Consider the following 16,352-nt stretch of genomic DNA (forward strand, 5'->3'; position numbering starts at 1 on the left):
ACGTTATTCATCCCTCTCCTTAACCCCTTTACCAGCAAACACTGTCGTTTTCGTCTCTTCAGGCGCAACCAGCACCGGCCAATAGAAAGCCCCGCCGCGCCAGCCCTGCTCTTCTGCTCCATTCTGTCGAATCAAAATCAATGATGGAACAACCCGAGCTAGGTTCCGTGCTATTTTTAGTTCATCCTGCTTTGTATCCGGCGCGTCTTCAAAACGGCCTGTACTTTTACGAATGCGTGCCATATGACGATCCTCGCGTAAAACAATCCAAACATGCCCTTTTCGATTCGTGTCTGTTTCTTCGGATAAATAATTCATCACAGCACTATACGTTTCTAAGTCCCACTCGTAGCCTTCTTTAAACGTATAGGTTTGATAAATCATTTCGAATAGCTCTTGGACTTTCTCCTTTTCAACCAGAAAACAGCGGGCATCCTTGGGATGTACTACCTTTGCTGTTTGCTTCATTGTTACTACATGCTTATCGATCTTTTTCATTTCCCGCTCCAGATAGCTCTTCGCAATTGTTTGAAAACCAAACGGTAACATTCGTTTTCCCGGTTTTAACATATGAACGCTTGATAATAAGATTTTATTGGGATTGCATGGCAAAATCGTATTATCACTGTCCTTTTGAATAAAGGTCACTTCGCTGCTGTTCGCTCCAGATTCAAAAGCCCGGCGCAGTTCGGTATCAAATTCATGCATCTGCTCCATGACATCATAGATTCGTCTGGTTGTATACAAACGGGTAACTGCAATGTCAGCAAGCGGGCGGGCTCCATACATTCGCGAATGCTGTAAAACGGTATCCTGCTGGAATTTTTGCGGATTCCTGCCATAGTAAAAGCCAATTAAGTTTTTTATCGTAATCCCCCGATCAAGGATTTGTCCGCCAATAAAAAAGTTCAGAGGTGTCCGTAATTTCAACTCCCCTGACTTATCTAATAAATAATCGACATCCTGCTCGGAGTTTACAATTTCAATTAACAGCTCTTCCTCCGTCAAAGCATCTCGCACACTAGAAAGTACTTCATCAAACGCAGGAAAATACATATCTGTCCTTTGTGAGCGCACAAAACCCTGATACGCCGTACGAATTAGCTGATCAAAAATAGGATCTTCTTTCTCCATTGCATTTCGCAGCTGTTCCTCCATCTGAAGCATAACCTCTTCTTGCCATTGATGCGCAGATTTGGTGGTAATGGTGTGCATAATAAAAGCATATTTTTCAAGGCGCTGCCCCTCTTTTTGCTGCTGGGTATTACGGATCTTACTGCCTACCATAAAATGAATCAGTGCACTGCGAATTCCTTCATATCGTTCCCCTGTAAGCAGATGGTTCGCTTTCACCTTACGTTTATCACTTTTCCTTAAGATTTCAAGTTCTTCCTCTTGGATTTCATGATAAAGGTGACTCGCCATATGCCCCTCTTCTTTGGATTTTTCAAAGTACATTTCCCCGCCGACATATTTATCATGGACCGGCACTAGTTCTGTAAAAGCAGGGCGCTTCGGCTGAAATGCTTTATGCTCATGAATGGTCATATCATCTGGCTGAAGGTACAAAGAATAAGGTGTTGCTGTTACCTGCAGATAAGCTGCATGTTCCAGCCGTGCTCGAATCTGATCAATTTGACCGGCGATAACTTTTAAATCAACGATATTCTTATCCTTCACATTGTCATAGGCAACAGAAGCAAAATCTGCTTCATCATCAACAAATAAAATTTTTCTTGCGGTCAAGTCAGGATACATTTCAAATAAGAGATTTTCTAACCGATGCATATTTTTCTTCTCTTTTTTCAAAACAAATACTAGCTTTTTCTTTAATTCAAATTTACGCAGCTTTGCCGGCATTTTCATAATGTCATAAACCGCTAATGCATCTTCTTCCATACACTCCGTAAATTCACTTTCTAATCTTTCAAACGTCTGCTTGACTAGTGCATTTGAATTTTTGGTTAAAATAATGGCCACATCAAAACCATTATCCAACCCTAACCCGATTGAACCTAGAAAGGATCGTGTCTTTCCAGATTGGATATGCCCTAAAAGCATTCCCGGCTTTTTGGATGTAGTCGACTTTTTTAATAGCTTCGAAACAGTGCGCTGCATCACGTTTATTTCTTCTTGTTTATAACTGTTCTTCTGAAGCAATGGTGTGAAGAACATGCCATTTGTTTTTAATTCTGATTCAACAGTTTCCATAAAGTAACTCCTTGTGCTTCTTTCATACTTTTTATCATTTCACCTAGAAACTATGATTCCTTTTTGGATACATAGGAAACATATTCCTGAAAAAAGAGATCCATTAGGACGTTCAATGTTACAAAAGATAATTTGGAGATATTGCCTTTCTTCGCTATCCCTGTTGGATGATAATACAAATTATCAGGAGAATAATTAGCTAATTTATTATTTTTTATATCCGTAATTGACAAAGTGGGGATATTTTTCAGTTTCAACATCCGCAGTGGATGTTCCAAATCATTCGTATCTCCGCTTAAGGATACGATAATCAGTAAATCAATATTTGAAGCGGTACTAGTTACCATTTCCAATTCACTATAACTTGGGATGACGATTAAATTTTTATTAATAGACAGCATATATCTATTTAACTCATCTAACATATTTTTTTGTGCAGTACCTGTTGCATATGCATATATATTATTCGAGTCATTGATTAGCTCGAATTGTTCTGTCAGGTCTGTCTGTTTAAACAATTTAACTGTTATATTAATATCATTTTGTAATTCATCTAAATAAGTAGTTGTATCAAAATGAATCTGACTTTCCTCATCTATCTCGTTTTTAATCTGATATTTTAACTCACTAAAACCAGAATAACCTATTTTTTTTGACAATCGAACAATCGAAGCAGGAGAAGACATACTTCTTTGTGCTAACTCAGCGACATTCATATATTGGCAAATTTCTTTATTTTGAAGTATATAGTTTAAAACGAACTTATCATTTTCACTTAATTGATGATAGTTTTGATTAATTTGCTTACTCAAATTTTCAGCCATCTAAAAATTCCTCCATAAATATAAAGCTTCTATATTGATACTTTTTCGCTAAAAGGTACTTTCCTTAGAAAATGATACATTGTTTCATTATACCAAAATGAACTAGTTTGTAGAAAGCATTTTCATTTCCCAATCTCAAGTAAATATTTTTCATCTAATGAAATTTATATCAAACTGTTAAACACGAACCTAAACCCTGAAATGCCATTGTTTTATCAAAAATCCCTGTGTTATAAATTATTCTAGCATCAAATACAAAACTTGGAGATGGTAGTAATGACAAAACAACATTCAATTGTAATTGCTGGCGGCGGAAGTACCTATACACCAGAGATCGTGTTAATGCTTTTGGACAATCTGGATAAATTCCCTATCAGACAGTTAAAACTATATGATAATGATTCAGAAAGGCAGAGTACGATTGCAAAAGCCTGTGAGATTATTATTAAGGAGCAGGCACCTCATATTCAATTTGTAGCAACAGATAACCCTGAGATTGGTTTTACAGATGTAGATTTTGTAATGGCACATATTCGTGTCGGTAAATACGAAATGCGAGAAAAAGATGAGAAACTTCCATTAAAATATAATGTCATTGGCCAGGAAACATGCGGTCCAGGCGGTATTGCATACGGGTTACGCTCCATTAAAGGGGTTGTTGAGATCATTGACTATATGGAGATGTATTCCCCGAACGCATGGATGTTGAATTATTCCAATCCGGCTTCTATTGTTGCAGAAGCTTGCAGAGAACTAAGACCGGAATCTAGAGTATTAAATATTTGTGATCATCCCATTGGTTTGGAAGACCGCATGGCTAAAATGGTCGGCTTAGATTCGAGAAAAGATTTAACAATCCGTTACTATGGCCTGAATCACTTCGGCTGGTATACAGATGTACAGGATAAAGATGGAAACGATTTATTGCCACAAATAAAATCCTATATGGCTGAAAATGGATTCAATCTGAATGCTATCGGAAAAGAAACAAGAAATTCAGACCCCAGCTGGCTTCATACGTATGATATGGCAAAATTTGTTTATGAGCTTGACCCGAATACCATACCGAATACGTATTTAAAATATTATTTATTCCCAAATACAGAAGTAGAGATTGCAGATGCCAATCGTACACGAGCAAATGAAGTGATTGATGGCAGAGAAAAACGTGTATTTGGAGAATGCCGCAAAATTGTGGAAAAAGGAACTGCAAAAGAAACAGCATTAGAGATTGGAGCACATGCTACTTATATTGTCGACTTGGCCTGTGCATTAAGCTACAATACGCATGAACGTATGCTTATTATGGTTGAAAATAATGGAGCAATCAGTAACTTCGACGCTACTGCAATGGTTGAAATCCCTTGTCTGGTAGGTTCTAAAGGAGCAGAACCATTATCTATCGGGTCAGTACCGACATTCCAAAAAGGATTAATGGAGCAACAAGTAGCTGTTGAAAAATTAGCGGTAGAAGCTTACACAGAAGGCTCTAAGCAAAAATTATATCAGGCATTCGCCCTGAGTAAAACAATTCCTAGTGCGGATATTGCAAAAGATCTTTTAGATGAACTCATTGAAGCAAATAAAGATTATTGGCCAACACTGCATTAATGGCTGGTTAATTTCCATGTATTCATTAGCGGGCTCCAAACAAAGTATCAAATAACCACTGTTTGGAGCCTTTCTTTCATAGGCCATACAGAATCGTTGTTTCTATTTCTATATGTGAAAAGAATCAGATTACTAGCCTTTCCTTTTAACATCTTTGAAAACGCTTAAAACAATAAGAGGAGGAATTTTAGATGTTACAAAAAATTCAACGGTTCGGAGGGGCCATGTTTACTCCTGTACTGTTATTTGCATTTGCCGGTATCATGGTTGCATTAGCTTCCGTGTTTCAGAACCCTCTTATCATGGGGTCATTGGCTAACGAAGATACACTATGGTTTCAATTATGGGATATTGTCGCTTCAGGGGCTTGGACAGTATTCCGACAAATGGAACTATTATTTGTCATCGGTCTTCCCATTGGGTTGGCCAAAAAAGCACATGCCCGAGCAGTCATGGAATCTTTGGTCATCTACTTAACCTTTAATTACTTTATATCCTCTATTTTACAATATTTTGGAGGTTCATTTGGGGTTGATTTTTCTGCTGATCCAGAAGCCAGTGAAACAACAGGCCTTACATTAATTGCAGGAATTAAAACATTAGACACCAGTATCATTGGATCTATCGCAATAGCCGCTTTAGTCGTATGGCTTCACAATAGATATTTTGATAAAAAGCTTCCGGAATGGCTCGGAATTTTCCAAGGTTCAGCTTATGTGGTAATCTTAGGTTTTATTGTCACTTTACCTTTGGCTTTTCTGACATGCTTGATATGGCCAATGGTGCAAAATGGAATAAATTCTTTACAAACATTCTTTATCAGTTCTGGGTCAGTTGGCATTTTTGTGTATAGCTTCCTTGTCCGAATATTAATTCCAACAGGATTACATCATTTCGTCTATGCACCTTTTATGTTAGGACCTGCAATTGTCAGCGAAGGAATTCAGGTGAACTGGTTAAATAACCTATCTGAATTTGCCCAGTCACAAGAATCATTAAAAACCTTATTTCCTGCCGGAGGTTTTTCTCTATATGGATGTGTGAAAATGTTTGCTCCTCCAGGCATTGCCTTTGCCTTTTATAAAACGGCAAAACCAGAGAATCGGAAAAAAGTATTAGCACTAGTCGTTCCAGCAACCATAACAGCTGTTGTCGCAGGAATAACCGAACCAATTGAATTCACATTCCTTTTCATAGCTCCTGTTCTCTTTGTGGTTTATTCTCTATTAGGGGCAGTTATGGCCGTTGTTATGTACCAATTTGGGGTCAGCGGAGATTTTAGCAGCGGTCTGATTAACAGTGCTGCCAGAAACTGGATTCCACTATTTGGAAATCATTGGGATACTTACGTTATTCAATTTATAATAGGTATTGCTTTTGTCTTTATCTATTACTATGTCTTTAAGTACCTTATTTTAAAGATGAAATTGCAGACACCTGGACGAGAAGAGACAGGAAATGTCAAATTATATACTAAAAAAGATTATAAAGAGAAAAAGAATGAAACAGAGGATGATGGTTCAAAACCGAAGGCATCTGAAAACAAAGAAAAGGCAATGTTGTTTTTAGAAGGTCTGGGCGGTGCAGAAAATATTGAATCTGTCACCAACTGTGCTACCCGTTTAAGACTAAACGTAAAAGACCCTTCCCTTGTAGAAGATGATGCCTTTTTTAAAGAGGCAGGAGGTATGGGTCTGGTAAAAAATAATAATGCTATTCAAATTATTGTGGGACTTTCCGTTCCAAACGTCAGAGAAGAATTTGAAGCATTATTGAATCAACAAGACTCTACTGAATAAATGAAAATTATCATTTAGTTTACTAACGAAGGGAGGAGCACGAATCCTCCTTCCTTTGTTCACTCATAACAGGAGGTATTTACACATTGAGAAATCAACACGCTGTCCAACACCCAAAAAGATATATCAATTCTTTAATCACTTTCTATCTTCTTCTTCCTTTTGCCTATCTAGGCTATGTTATGTTTTCAATGAGTCAAACCAATAACAACTATTATGATTTCCTTTATAGCGATCCATTAAATTCCATTCTTTTATTATCTGTCATGATATGTCTCATTTGGGCTTATATACTATGGAAACTAAAAGAACAAAACCAATATACAGCCCTTCCGTCTTATCTAATGTGTATGGCAATATCACAACTATTTATTGGTAATATTATTGGAGTAGTCTTCACATTTATTACAAGAGTAAAAACAAAATCACTTCAACCAGGTGCTAATTCTCAAAAAAGAGAATTGCAATGTAAGCTGCTTACGATCTTAAATATTGTTCTAACTCTTATTGTGGTTACCGCCTTTATTAGGTTATCTTTTTAACTTTTTTTCGTATTTACGCTTATACAACTTATCCTTCTTTCTCTCTTCACCTTAAGCACATTTTGCCGGTAAAAACCGGCATTTTTATTGTTCATAGATAAAAATAACTTACAATATAAGTTTTACACTCTCTGCTGGTTCCTCTAACAAACACAAGCTTCCATTCCGTAAAACGATTAAAAATAGAACAGGTTTTTCTAAAAGTGACTTCTCCTAAGCATATATAACATCTAAACTATATCTACACTCTTTCTGCCATGTTCTTGCGAGATTTGAAAAGAACAGCTACAATGAAAAGCGGACATAGAAGCTAACTTGTATCACCACGATAGATTGTTACAGAATGAAGATTGTTAAAAATAGAATCTTTTTTCTCTTTTAAAATTAAAAATACAACAACTGACTCCTTCTATTACATAAATAGAAGGATTTAATCAGTCTATATCAACAAGGATACAGTAATAAACTCTATCCTTTTTTGACCGTAAATAATGAGGAGTTATCAATATGAGTACAATAAAGAACGAAAGCTATTATAAGATTCTTGGCACAACAGCAAATATTGGCCAAGCAAGAATCGAAGAAAAGTATCTGGAGGCTTTGGAGAAACACCCGCTGGAAACAGATCCAGAAACCTATAACAAAATACAGGAAGCTTACGACGTTTTAAAAGATCCTGAAAAAAGAGCCGCCTATGATGAGGCGCGTAAAAGTAACAAGAACAAAAAGACACAAACAAAACAAGTGGAAACGGATGCCCCTGCAAAAGCGGAGCAACACCATATAAAGGAAGCAGAAACCGAAGCGAACGATACAAAACAGCCTAATGAAGCAGAACAATTAATTATTGATGCAAAAAAAGCAATGGATAACGAAGATAATCAAACAGCATTTGAACTTTATAAAAAAATAAATCAACTCGTACCTGACAGCGGAGAAGTGAAGTTCAAGTTATTAAAGCTCGCCAGTCTAAATGATGATGTAGACGAGATGGAAAAAGTATTTTCAGAGATTCTGCCTCTTGCTGCAAGTGATGAGGAATTACAAATGATTTATAATTTAAAAGCTGGCATATATCGGGATAATAGCTATTTTGATAAAGCTATTGAAACCTACGAGCAATTATTTCAAATGTTTCCTGAACAAACCGTCATGTTTGTGCCAGCCCTGGCAGATTTGTATATTCAAACAGGCCAATCAGACAAAGCAATGCAGCTGATGGAACAGTCACAACCTCGGGAAGAAGATACAAAAACAATCACATCCTTCTATCTGTCTTGGATTAACCTGATTATTACCACAGAAAAATGGTCTCTCTTATCTAAAGTTATATCCAAATTTAAAAAACACATCAAGCATATTTCAGACGATGTTGAACAAAATCAACTAAAAAATGAACTGATGGAGCAGTATAGGTATTTTCATCAAGAGGCACTTTTTCAAGAGGCTGAAATCTACACCAGCTTAGCAGATGCTCTTAAATCACCAGAAAATGATGATATAAAACAAGCCCATCAAGAAACGAAAAAGCAAGCACAGCTACAGAAAGATATCCGCAAGTTGTTTCATGATAAAAATGTCCATCAATTACTTTACTATAAAGCTTATGAATGGTTCTATACCGGGAAAATAGCACCTGCCAAAATAATGGCTGTCACTAAAGAATTACCTATTTCTGTCAGACAGCAGCTTGAAAGCGACAAAGAGAACTATGCTGCAGGAATTATGCAATTGAAAAAGAAATATCCGTTCATCTATAAATCATATCAAGATAAATGGAACAATCTGTTTGAGCAGTTGACTGCAGGGCTCAGCCGCCAGGAAAAAAGAAAATTAGGTAAGAAGAAATAAAGCATTTCCAAAGAAAAAAGCTGTCACTTTCATCAATTATGTTATGAGGGTGGCAGCTTTTTAATTGGAGTTGTTATTTATCTTGAAAAACAGATAACTAACATAAGCAATCCAAAAAATAAAAAGAAAGCTCACCACTTCATTCAACAAATTAATATTTGTATGATAAATCGTCATCGAAATAAAATTGATCAGTGTTCCAATAAAAAGGAAAATGGATAACATAACAGAAAAGTAAAAAAACTTTTTCTTTTGCATGTATACATATAATATATACCCATGTGTACTTAACCAGATAACCATGCTGAGATTTGCTATAATGTATAGACTAATTGAAAGTCCGCCGCCATGAACAGCCCATTCAAATAATTGTCTAGCAAATTCACGGTCGCTCCCTATTGTTGTATACCGATTCATAACAAAGCTCATTATCATTGCCTGCATCATCAGAGAAGCGGCATTAATAATAAAATAAGCCACACCAAACAACATTCCGATAAGATTGAGTATCGAGGAGTTTTCATCTTCTTGCTTCCGAAACAGTGTAAACAACAAAACAGGAAAAATCGCAACAAATACAAATAGAATTGCTTTACTTCCATGATCTATACTAAAATACCAAGAATGTTCGGAATAATATATTAAGGCGTTATGTATCCATTCTGTTTGATCTGCTGCTTGATTTTCCATTGGATAAAGTATCCCCTGATAAACAACAGCAATCCCGATCCAAATGATAATGGAAAAAATATAAATAACTCCCAGGGTTCCTCCAAGCTTATACACGGCTATCCATCCCCTCTCTTATAGTTTCCATTTTTCTTCATCTCTCAATTATTTATAAGCAGACATTTGTATACCTCTATTATGAATCAATGTATCATTAAACTGTTTAAATAGGAAGAAAGGGATTTCAATTAAACAAAGGAGATTTCATCGATGTATATCGTTCAGAAAGGGAAATATCTTTGGCCCCTGATGCTCGATCTCATTTTAAGTACGAATTACATGCTGTATCGAAAAAATTCTCCATGAAAACAGCAATTTTATTTGCAGCAGCAGGTTGTGTACTAACAAGAATCCTTATCCCATCTCATTTATTAGCTCCATTTGCGACCTTTACCAGAGCTGAAATCGCTGTTTTAAGCTACCTTGATTGTTAAGGAAGCTTAAAACAGCTGCACCTCTTATATAAATTTCAATCCGTCGTCACTCTCCTCCATTATTGATACAATAAATATGCAACGTGTTCAAAGGAGAGAGGGGGAACAAAACAATGAAATACGACGTCATCTTTTTTGATATGGATGATACCTTGTTTGATTTTGGCAAATCCGAACAGGCAGCTTTACAAAAAACATTTGAAGCCTTTGGATTGTCGAATGGTTTAGCTGATTATCGAACCAGCTACAGGGAAATCAGCAAGGTACTCTGGGGAGAATTAGAGCAAGGGAAGCTGTCGATAACTAAATTAGGATCCGAACGCTTTAGAAGATTATTCGAAAAGCATGGCCTTTCTATGGATGGAACAGCATTTAACCATGCTTATCTTGAAAATTTAAGCAAAGAAATATATCTAATGGATGGTGCTGACACATTATTTGATTCGCTTCCTGGACAGCGTTCCGCGATTATCACAAATGGATTTAAGCATGTGCAATTACCTAAGATAGAAAATTCACCGCTTCAAAACACATTTGAAGCAGTAATTATTTCAGAGGAGACAGGTTTTCAAAAACCGGACCGTCGCATATTTGATGATGCTTTTTCCAAGCTTGGACTCACTGATAAAGCAAGCGCATTAATGGTTGGAGATTCTTTAACTTCGGATATGCAAGGCGGAATAAATTATGGAATCGACACATGCTGGTTTAACCCTGACCATAAGGAAAATACGGCAGGGATAGCGCCAACATATGAAATTAACCATTTAACAGAGCTTATTCCGATTGTTAAATGAGGGACAGGCAAAGAAGGAATGTTCCATATGAAACCTTCCTTCTTTGCCTGTTTTTACTGTCTTTTTTATTTAATCGGAGCTAGATTTGCTTCAATTTCAGTACGCTTCTCTTCTAAAAATGGTGGTAAATCAAGTTTTTCTCCTAAATGCTCTATATCTCCATCTACCGTGAATCCCGGACCATCTGTTGCGATTTCAAATAAAATACCATTGGATTCACGGAAATATAAGCTTTTAAAGTAGAAACGATCCACGATCCCAGATGTTCGGAATCCGCGTTCCTTGACTTGTTCTTCCCAATATGGAAGCTCTTCCTCATTTTTTACACGAATCGCTATATGATGAACACTGCCGCGGCCTGGTCTTTCAGAGGGGCCGTCTAAATATTTCACAACGATTTCACCAAAAACCTGACCTGGAACAGATTGAAAAATCGCTTCCCGATCGCTGCGGCTGACCTCTGTGTAACCAAACATATCTGTCAATGTGGACGCCAGCTTATCCAGTCTTCTTACGGTTATCTCCATGGACCCCATACCTTGGATTTGATGTTCCACAGGTACTTCCGACTTTTCCCAGGTTTCCCAGTGATCTATTTTTTCTCCATTTCCAACAAGCAATACCATTTGCAGCCCTTCTAGATCTTCAAATTTCATCGCTGTGCGATTGGCATACGTGGTTATCCCACCGTGTAGTACATTATACGTATCAAAACGTTTCTCCCAATAATACAGGCTCTCTTCTGACGGAACCAATAATCCAATTCGAGTAATGGCATTGGTCCCACGATATGTGTTGCCAACCATCGGGATTTCAAAAAAGGTTAACTCTGTACCCGGGCTGCCTGTTTTATCACCATAAAATAAGTGATACATGGAAGGGTCATCTTGGTTCACTGTCATTTTCACCCGACGCAAGCCTAAAACATCCCGATAAAAGCTATTATTTTCATTTGCATTTTTAGTAACCATCGAAATATGATGGTGTCCTGGAATGGTATACATCAATTATCTCTCCTTTATCAGTTTACTAGTCAAGTCATGATCAAAAAAATAATAAACGTTTTAATTTTTTAATCTGTTTTCTGTATGCTTCTGCAACTTTGACATAAGCGTATATAGTGTCCGCTGTTCTTCTTCTGTCAAACAGTCATCGACCACAGACGTTTGAAAAGCCAGCTGGTGTTCAAAAACTTCTTCTATCTTGGTTTCTCCCTTTGAAGTCAAACTTATCCATTTCGTTTTCCAATCCTGCTTACGTTGAATATATCCGTCCTGTTCCAGCCGTGTAAGCATCCGTGAAATGCCTCCTTCTGACACCGTTACTCGGGAAGCTAGTTCACTTTGCGTGAGAGGCTGATAAGACCAAATCTGGTTTAATACATCAAATTGGGCAACCGTAATATCAAATTGCTTTAGAAAGTCATTGGACAGCAGATTGCTCTGATGCATAAAGCGGGCAATTCGCAGCCAAATCAAGGAACCAAGGGTATTCTTTTTCATTCGCCTCATATCCTTTCTTTTATATCATTTTACTACTCAAGTGAGATGAAAACAACAAAAATATTTTTAATTAAATATATTTATTTATCTATGGAGTCACAACATCATTATTGTATGCCCTTATCCTTTAAGAAAGGCCGCCCGTGATACAGACAGCCTTTCTTCTCATACCTATTTAAGCATGCATCAATTTATTTAATGACATCATTTCTAATAAGCCTAATGCAGCTTCTCCGCCATTATTTCCTGCTTTCGTACCCGCTCTCTCCAAAGCTTGTTCAATCGTTTCTGTTGTCAACACACCAAACATAACCGGAATGTCTGCATGCAGACCGATTTGTGCAATACCTTTGGCCGCTTCATTACTAACCAGCTCATAATGTGTGGTCGCTCCACGAATCACTGCTCCGAGTGTAATAATGCCATCGTATTTTTTTGTTTTTTCTACTTGTTTTGTAATATATGGAAGTTCAAATGCACCCGGTACCCAGTAAACATCGATGTCTTCTTCTTTCACCCCATGTCTTTTTAGGATGTCTTTAGCACCTCCCAATAATTTCGAAGTGATCAGTTCATTAAACCTTGCAATGGTAATAGCTACTTTTAATTGCTCTCCTTGAAACATTCCTTCATATACAGCCATAATTATTCTCCCTCCACTGATAATAAATGATGAAATTTATCTTTTTTAACTTTTAAATAATGTTTGTTTTCATGATAAACCGTTGTTTCTATCGGCATCCGTTCAGCTACATCAATACCATATTGCTGCAGCTCGTTCACTTTATCCGGGTTATTTGTCAGCAGCCGGATTGTTGAGATTCCTTCTTTTTTCAATAACCATGCAGCGATATCATAATGCCGTTCATCTGGCAGAAATCCAAGAGTAACGTTCGCTTCATAAGTATCTGCTCCTTGCTCCTGCAATTCATAGGTTTTCAGTTTATTAAGCAGCCCAATTCCTCTTCCTTCTTGCCTTAAATATAGAATCGCACCGCGTCCTTCCGCTGCAATGATTTTCATTGCCTGCTCTAACTGTTCACCGCAATCACAGCGATGCGATCCAAAAATATCTCCAGTCAAACATTCTGAATGTACGCGGACTAAAACGGGTTCTTGATTATCTTTCATGTCTCCCATAGACAATACAAGCTGGTCTTTCCCTTCTCTATCCTGATAAAGAGACAAATCAAATTCGCCATGTTTAGTTGGTAATTTTACTTTTGCATTTGCTTGCATCCTGGAATAAGTTAAATAATCAGCAAGTTCTTCAACGGTTATCATCGGCATATTCCATTCCGCTGCCAGCTGTTTTAAATCCTGCAGCCGGGCCATTGTTCCGTCTTCCTTTAAAATTTCACAAATATAAGCTGCTTCACTATCTCCTGCCAGCTTTGCCAAATCCACGGCTGCTTCCGTATGCCCTCTGCGTTCCAACACACCGCCATTCTTCGCGATTAACGGAAAAATGTGCCCAGGCCTATTGAAATCAGCAGCTTGGGTATCTATATTTGCCAGCTCTTGAATTGTTTTTGCCCGTTCAAATACAGAAATCCCTGTAGCGGTTTCCTTATGGTCCACACTGATGGTAAATGCTGTTCGATATTCATCTGTATTTTCTTGCGTCATTTCCCATAAATTTAAATTCCCGGCAATTTGTTCGGAGACCGGAGCGCAAATTAACCCCCGGGCATGTTTTGTCATAAAGTTGATGGTTTCCGCAGTAGCTTTACTGGAAAGACCGACTAAATCACCTTCTGCCTCTCTATTCTCATCATCCGCAACAATAATCAGTCTTCCTTGTTGCAATGCAGTAATAGCTGCTTCGATATGTTGTATTGTCATAATCTTCCCTCTATTCTCCAATATATTTACGCAACATCTCATTCTTTTCCGTACCTATCATAGCTTTAATATATTTTCCGAGTATATCCGTTTCTACATTTACGAATTCACCTTGTTTTAATTGCCCCAGATTGGTATGATCCATGGAATAAGGAATGAGTGAAACACTAAAGGACCCTGCCGTAACAGCTGACACCGTTAAACTTGTCCCATTAATCGCTACCGAACCTTGGGCTACAATTTCCCCTTGAATTTGCGGTGGATAATAAAAAGTGAGAATGATGGAATTCTCCTTTTTAACTTTTTTGATCAATCGCGTTGTTGTGTCGACATGACCAGACACAATGTGCCCCTCCAAGCGCGCATTCGCAGATAACGCTCGTTCCAGATTCACCGGTGCATGTACTTGTACATCAGCGAAAATCGATTTTTGAAAGGTTTCCGGCATAATATCCACCGTAAAATCGGAATCGGTTACTTCGGTGGCAGTTAAACAGACACCATTCATTGCCATACTGTCTCCAACATGATAATCGTGCAAAAGTTCCTGCGAGGCAGCGCACGTCAATTCAATATGGCGACTTGCTTTTTGGATTCGTTTGACAGTCCCTATTTCCTGAATCAAACCTGTAAACATCCTTCTTCCCCCTCTTATTGACTATTCGTACATCCTCACCGACTGCTTCCACGCACTGCAAAACTAAAGGCGTTGTTGCTGAAACGTCTCTATCGCTAGAGAACGCAGGCACACCATTGCCGCCAATTAACTTTGGCGAGATATACGAAATCACTTCTTCAAACATACCCTCTGCCAAAAATGCATCATGTATCTTACTTCCACCCTCTACATAAACCGATTGAATTCCCGCCTGCTGCAAATAATCAACGACTTTTGGAATGGTCCAATGTTCATTCGGGATCAAGTGAACATGCGCAGGAATATTTGCTATAGAATCAGTTTTGGTAAATACCCAGACAGGTGCACCTTCTCCGAAAATGTGATATTTTTCAAAATCCAGTGTTTGCCCGCTCCGGTCTAAAATGATTCGCACAGGCGGGAAATCGGTAATGGTCTCCGGCAATAACGTCGGATTGTCAGCTAAAACGGTCCCGCTCCCTGTTAAAATAGCCTGATAACATTGCCGCTCTTCATGTACTTTTTTATATGTTTCTTCTCCTGTAAGGTATGTCCGTTGAAACGGATTAACCGAAAGCTTCCCATCCAGACTGACAGCTTGTTTTAATACAATATAAGGGTGCTGTCTTCTATGAAAATAGTTATAGTGTTTATTCAAATCTTCCGCCTCTTCCTGCAATATACCGGAAACAACCTGTATCCCTTGTGCTTCTAAATAGGCTTTTCCTTTCCCTGCTACAACAGGATTGGGATCAAGCTGCGCAATCACCACTTTGGAAATGCCGCTATCTATAATCATTTGGGTACAAGGAGGCTGCTTTCCGGTATGATTGCATGGCTCCAGCGTCACGTATAATGTTGCATCACATATATCTTCGGGGGATTCACATTTTTCGATGGCCATTTTTTCTGCATGCTTCTCGCCGTATTTCGGATGATAGCCAGTTGCCAAAAGGCTATTTTCTTTCACAATGACGGCACCGACTAATGGGTTAGTATATGTGTATCCTCTGCCTAACCACGCAAGCTCTATCGCTTTTTCCATGTATCGTTCGTCCATGTGTCTCCTCCCTTCTCGTGAACGTCAAAAAGCCCCGTGAAAATGTTTCACGGGGCATACTTAAATAAAAGCTGTCCAATTCACCTAAACAAGATCTTGTGTACACAAAATGAATACACTTCGCCTATTTATGTGCTGACGTTCGTTTTCTTCTCCCATCCAGACTATTACTGTCGGCTCTAGAATCTCACTAGATCCACCGCTAAACGCGGGTCACGGACTTCAAACTTTGCTTGTTTGTCACCGCCGGTCGGGAATTACACCCTGCCCCGAAGAATAATATTAAATTTTGTTATTACCTTAAATGCTTTAATATTCTAACATGTTAAAAATGATAATATCAGTAAAAAGTATAAAATGCAAGACATTATTTTTATCACGAGTTAACGTTAATTGAAAAAAAGACAATTCTTTATTATTTTTTATCCTTTATTTCATACTTTAAATTCCCGATAAATAATCAATCAACCACCTACTTCACCTAAGAACATGATATACCAAAAGTAAAAT

General features: G+C 37.8%; 14 protein-coding genes and 1 riboswitch. Of the genes, 5 read left to right on the plus strand and 9 right to left on the minus strand.

The window, feature by feature from the left end:
* Positions 1-3: 3 nt before the first annotated feature.
* A complete protein-coding gene (locus tag ACFQ19_RS15915; protein ID WP_379593610.1) occupies positions 4-2,211 on the minus strand; it encodes a Z1 domain-containing protein in 2,208 nt (735 codons plus the stop codon).
* Positions 2,212-2,261: 50 nt separating this feature from the next.
* Positions 2,262-3,035 carry a MurR/RpiR family transcriptional regulator gene (locus tag ACFQ19_RS15920; RefSeq protein WP_379593612.1) on the minus strand — a complete coding sequence of 258 codons (774 nt, stop codon included), beginning with the start codon at positions 3,033-3,035 and terminating at the stop codon, positions 2,262-2,264.
* 276 nt (positions 3,036-3,311) lie between these two features.
* Here ACFQ19_RS15920 and ACFQ19_RS15925 point away from each other — a divergent pair, with 276 nt between their 5' ends.
* From ACFQ19_RS15925 to ACFQ19_RS15940, 4 genes are all read left to right on the plus strand, one after another.
* Positions 3,312-4,646 (plus strand): 6-phospho-alpha-glucosidase, encoded by a 1,335-nt coding sequence (locus ACFQ19_RS15925; RefSeq protein ID WP_379593614.1) that lies wholly within the window; start codon positions 3,312-3,314, stop codon positions 4,644-4,646.
* A gap of 191 nt (positions 4,647-4,837) precedes the next feature.
* The gene (locus ACFQ19_RS15930; RefSeq protein ID WP_379593615.1) at positions 4,838-6,445 is read left to right on the plus strand and encodes an alpha-glucoside-specific PTS transporter subunit IIBC; all 1,608 of its coding nucleotides are present in this window, start codon (positions 4,838-4,840) and stop codon (positions 6,443-6,445) included.
* An 86-nt stretch (positions 6,446-6,531) separates the two neighbouring features.
* Positions 6,532-6,987, plus strand: a complete 456-nt coding sequence (locus ACFQ19_RS15935) for a hypothetical protein (protein WP_379593616.1) — start codon at positions 6,532-6,534, stop codon at positions 6,985-6,987.
* Between the two features lie 507 nt (positions 6,988-7,494).
* Positions 7,495-8,838 carry a J domain-containing protein gene (locus ACFQ19_RS15940; RefSeq protein ID WP_379593617.1) on the plus strand — a complete coding sequence of 448 codons (1,344 nt, stop codon included), beginning with the start codon at positions 7,495-7,497 and terminating at the stop codon, positions 8,836-8,838.
* A gap of 60 nt (positions 8,839-8,898) precedes the next feature.
* On the opposite strand, the gene ACFQ19_RS15945 is transcribed toward ACFQ19_RS15940, so the two are convergent.
* Entirely contained in the window at positions 8,899-9,624 is a 726-nt protein-coding gene (locus ACFQ19_RS15945; RefSeq protein ID WP_379593618.1) for a hypothetical protein, read from the minus strand.
* Positions 9,625-10,114: 490 nt separating this feature from the next.
* On the opposite strand from ACFQ19_RS15945, the gene ACFQ19_RS15950 reads away from it, so the two are divergent.
* Positions 10,115-10,798 carry a YjjG family noncanonical pyrimidine nucleotidase gene (locus tag ACFQ19_RS15950; RefSeq protein WP_379593619.1) on the plus strand — a complete coding sequence of 228 codons (684 nt, stop codon included), beginning with the start codon at positions 10,115-10,117 and terminating at the stop codon, positions 10,796-10,798.
* Positions 10,799-10,863: 65 nt separating this feature from the next.
* Here ACFQ19_RS15950 and ACFQ19_RS15955 read toward each other — a convergent pair whose 3' ends face one another.
* The 6 genes from ACFQ19_RS15955 to ribD all read right to left on the minus strand — a co-directional run bounded on the left by ACFQ19_RS15955 (position 10,864) and on the right by ribD (position 15,842).
* On the minus strand, positions 10,864-11,802 hold the full coding sequence (locus ACFQ19_RS15955) for a ring-cleaving dioxygenase (protein WP_379593620.1): 939 nt from the start codon (positions 11,800-11,802) through the stop codon (positions 10,864-10,866).
* 60 nt (positions 11,803-11,862) lie between these two features.
* Complete coding sequence (locus tag ACFQ19_RS15960; RefSeq protein ID WP_379593621.1) at positions 11,863-12,300, minus strand: MarR family winged helix-turn-helix transcriptional regulator; 438 nt, start codon at positions 12,298-12,300, stop codon at positions 11,863-11,865.
* 175 nt (positions 12,301-12,475) lie between these two features.
* On the minus strand, positions 12,476-12,943 hold the full coding sequence (gene ribH, locus ACFQ19_RS15965) for a 6,7-dimethyl-8-ribityllumazine synthase (RefSeq protein ID WP_379593622.1): 468 nt from the start codon (positions 12,941-12,943) through the stop codon (positions 12,476-12,478).
* 2 nt (positions 12,944-12,945) lie between these two features.
* Positions 12,946-14,145, minus strand: coding sequence for a GTP cyclohydrolase II (ribA, locus tag ACFQ19_RS15970; protein ID WP_379593624.1), 1,200 nt, complete (start codon positions 14,143-14,145; stop codon positions 12,946-12,948).
* 10 nt (positions 14,146-14,155) lie between these two features.
* Positions 14,156-14,782, minus strand: a complete 627-nt coding sequence (locus ACFQ19_RS15975; RefSeq protein ID WP_379593625.1) for a riboflavin synthase — start codon at positions 14,780-14,782, stop codon at positions 14,156-14,158.
* Positions 14,715-15,842 carry a bifunctional diaminohydroxyphosphoribosylaminopyrimidine deaminase/5-amino-6-(5-phosphoribosylamino)uracil reductase RibD gene (gene ribD, locus ACFQ19_RS15980; protein ID WP_379593626.1) on the minus strand — a complete coding sequence of 376 codons (1,128 nt, stop codon included), beginning with the start codon at positions 15,840-15,842 and terminating at the stop codon, positions 14,715-14,717. Before ribD ends, ACFQ19_RS15975 begins: the two co-directional genes overlap by 68 nt.
* Positions 15,843-15,985: 143 nt before the next feature.
* Positions 15,986-16,123, minus strand: a riboswitch (FMN riboswitch).
* Between the last annotated feature and the right edge of the window lie 229 nt (positions 16,124-16,352).

Origin of the sequence: Oceanobacillus locisalsi, from assembly GCF_042675985.1 — a bacterium.
Classification (GTDB): Bacteria; Bacillota; Bacilli; order Bacillales; family Amphibacillaceae; genus Oceanobacillus; species Oceanobacillus locisalsi.

Excerpts from the sequence above, each read along its gene's own strand:
- ACFQ19_RS15915 (WP_379593610.1), bottom strand. The coding sequence starts at position 2,211 with ATGGAAACTGTTGAATCAGAATTAAAAACAAATGGCATGTTCTTCACA.
- ACFQ19_RS15920 (WP_379593612.1), bottom strand. The coding sequence starts at position 3,035 with ATGGCTGAAAATTTGAGTAAGCAAATTAATCAAAACTATCATCAATTA.
- ACFQ19_RS15925 (WP_379593614.1), top strand. The coding sequence starts at position 3,312 with ATGACAAAACAACATTCAATTGTAATTGCTGGCGGCGGAAGTACCTAT.
- ACFQ19_RS15930 (WP_379593615.1), top strand. The coding sequence starts at position 4,838 with ATGTTACAAAAAATTCAACGGTTCGGAGGGGCCATGTTTACTCCTGTA.
- ACFQ19_RS15940 (WP_379593617.1), top strand. The coding sequence starts at position 7,495 with ATGAGTACAATAAAGAACGAAAGCTATTATAAGATTCTTGGCACAACA.
- ACFQ19_RS15950 (WP_379593619.1), top strand. The coding sequence starts at position 10,115 with ATGAAATACGACGTCATCTTTTTTGATATGGATGATACCTTGTTTGAT.
- ACFQ19_RS15955 (WP_379593620.1), bottom strand. The coding sequence starts at position 11,802 with ATGTATACCATTCCAGGACACCATCATATTTCGATGGTTACTAAAAAT.
- ACFQ19_RS15960 (WP_379593621.1), bottom strand. The coding sequence starts at position 12,300 with ATGAAAAAGAATACCCTTGGTTCCTTGATTTGGCTGCGAATTGCCCGC.
- ribH (WP_379593622.1), bottom strand. The coding sequence starts at position 12,943 with ATGGCTGTATATGAAGGAATGTTTCAAGGAGAGCAATTAAAAGTAGCT.
- ribA (WP_379593624.1), bottom strand. The coding sequence starts at position 14,145 with ATGACAATACAACATATCGAAGCAGCTATTACTGCATTGCAACAAGGA.
- ACFQ19_RS15975 (WP_379593625.1), bottom strand. The coding sequence starts at position 14,782 with ATGTTTACAGGTTTGATTCAGGAAATAGGGACTGTCAAACGAATCCAA.
- ribD (WP_379593626.1), bottom strand. The coding sequence starts at position 15,842 with ATGGACGAACGATACATGGAAAAAGCGATAGAGCTTGCGTGGTTAGGC.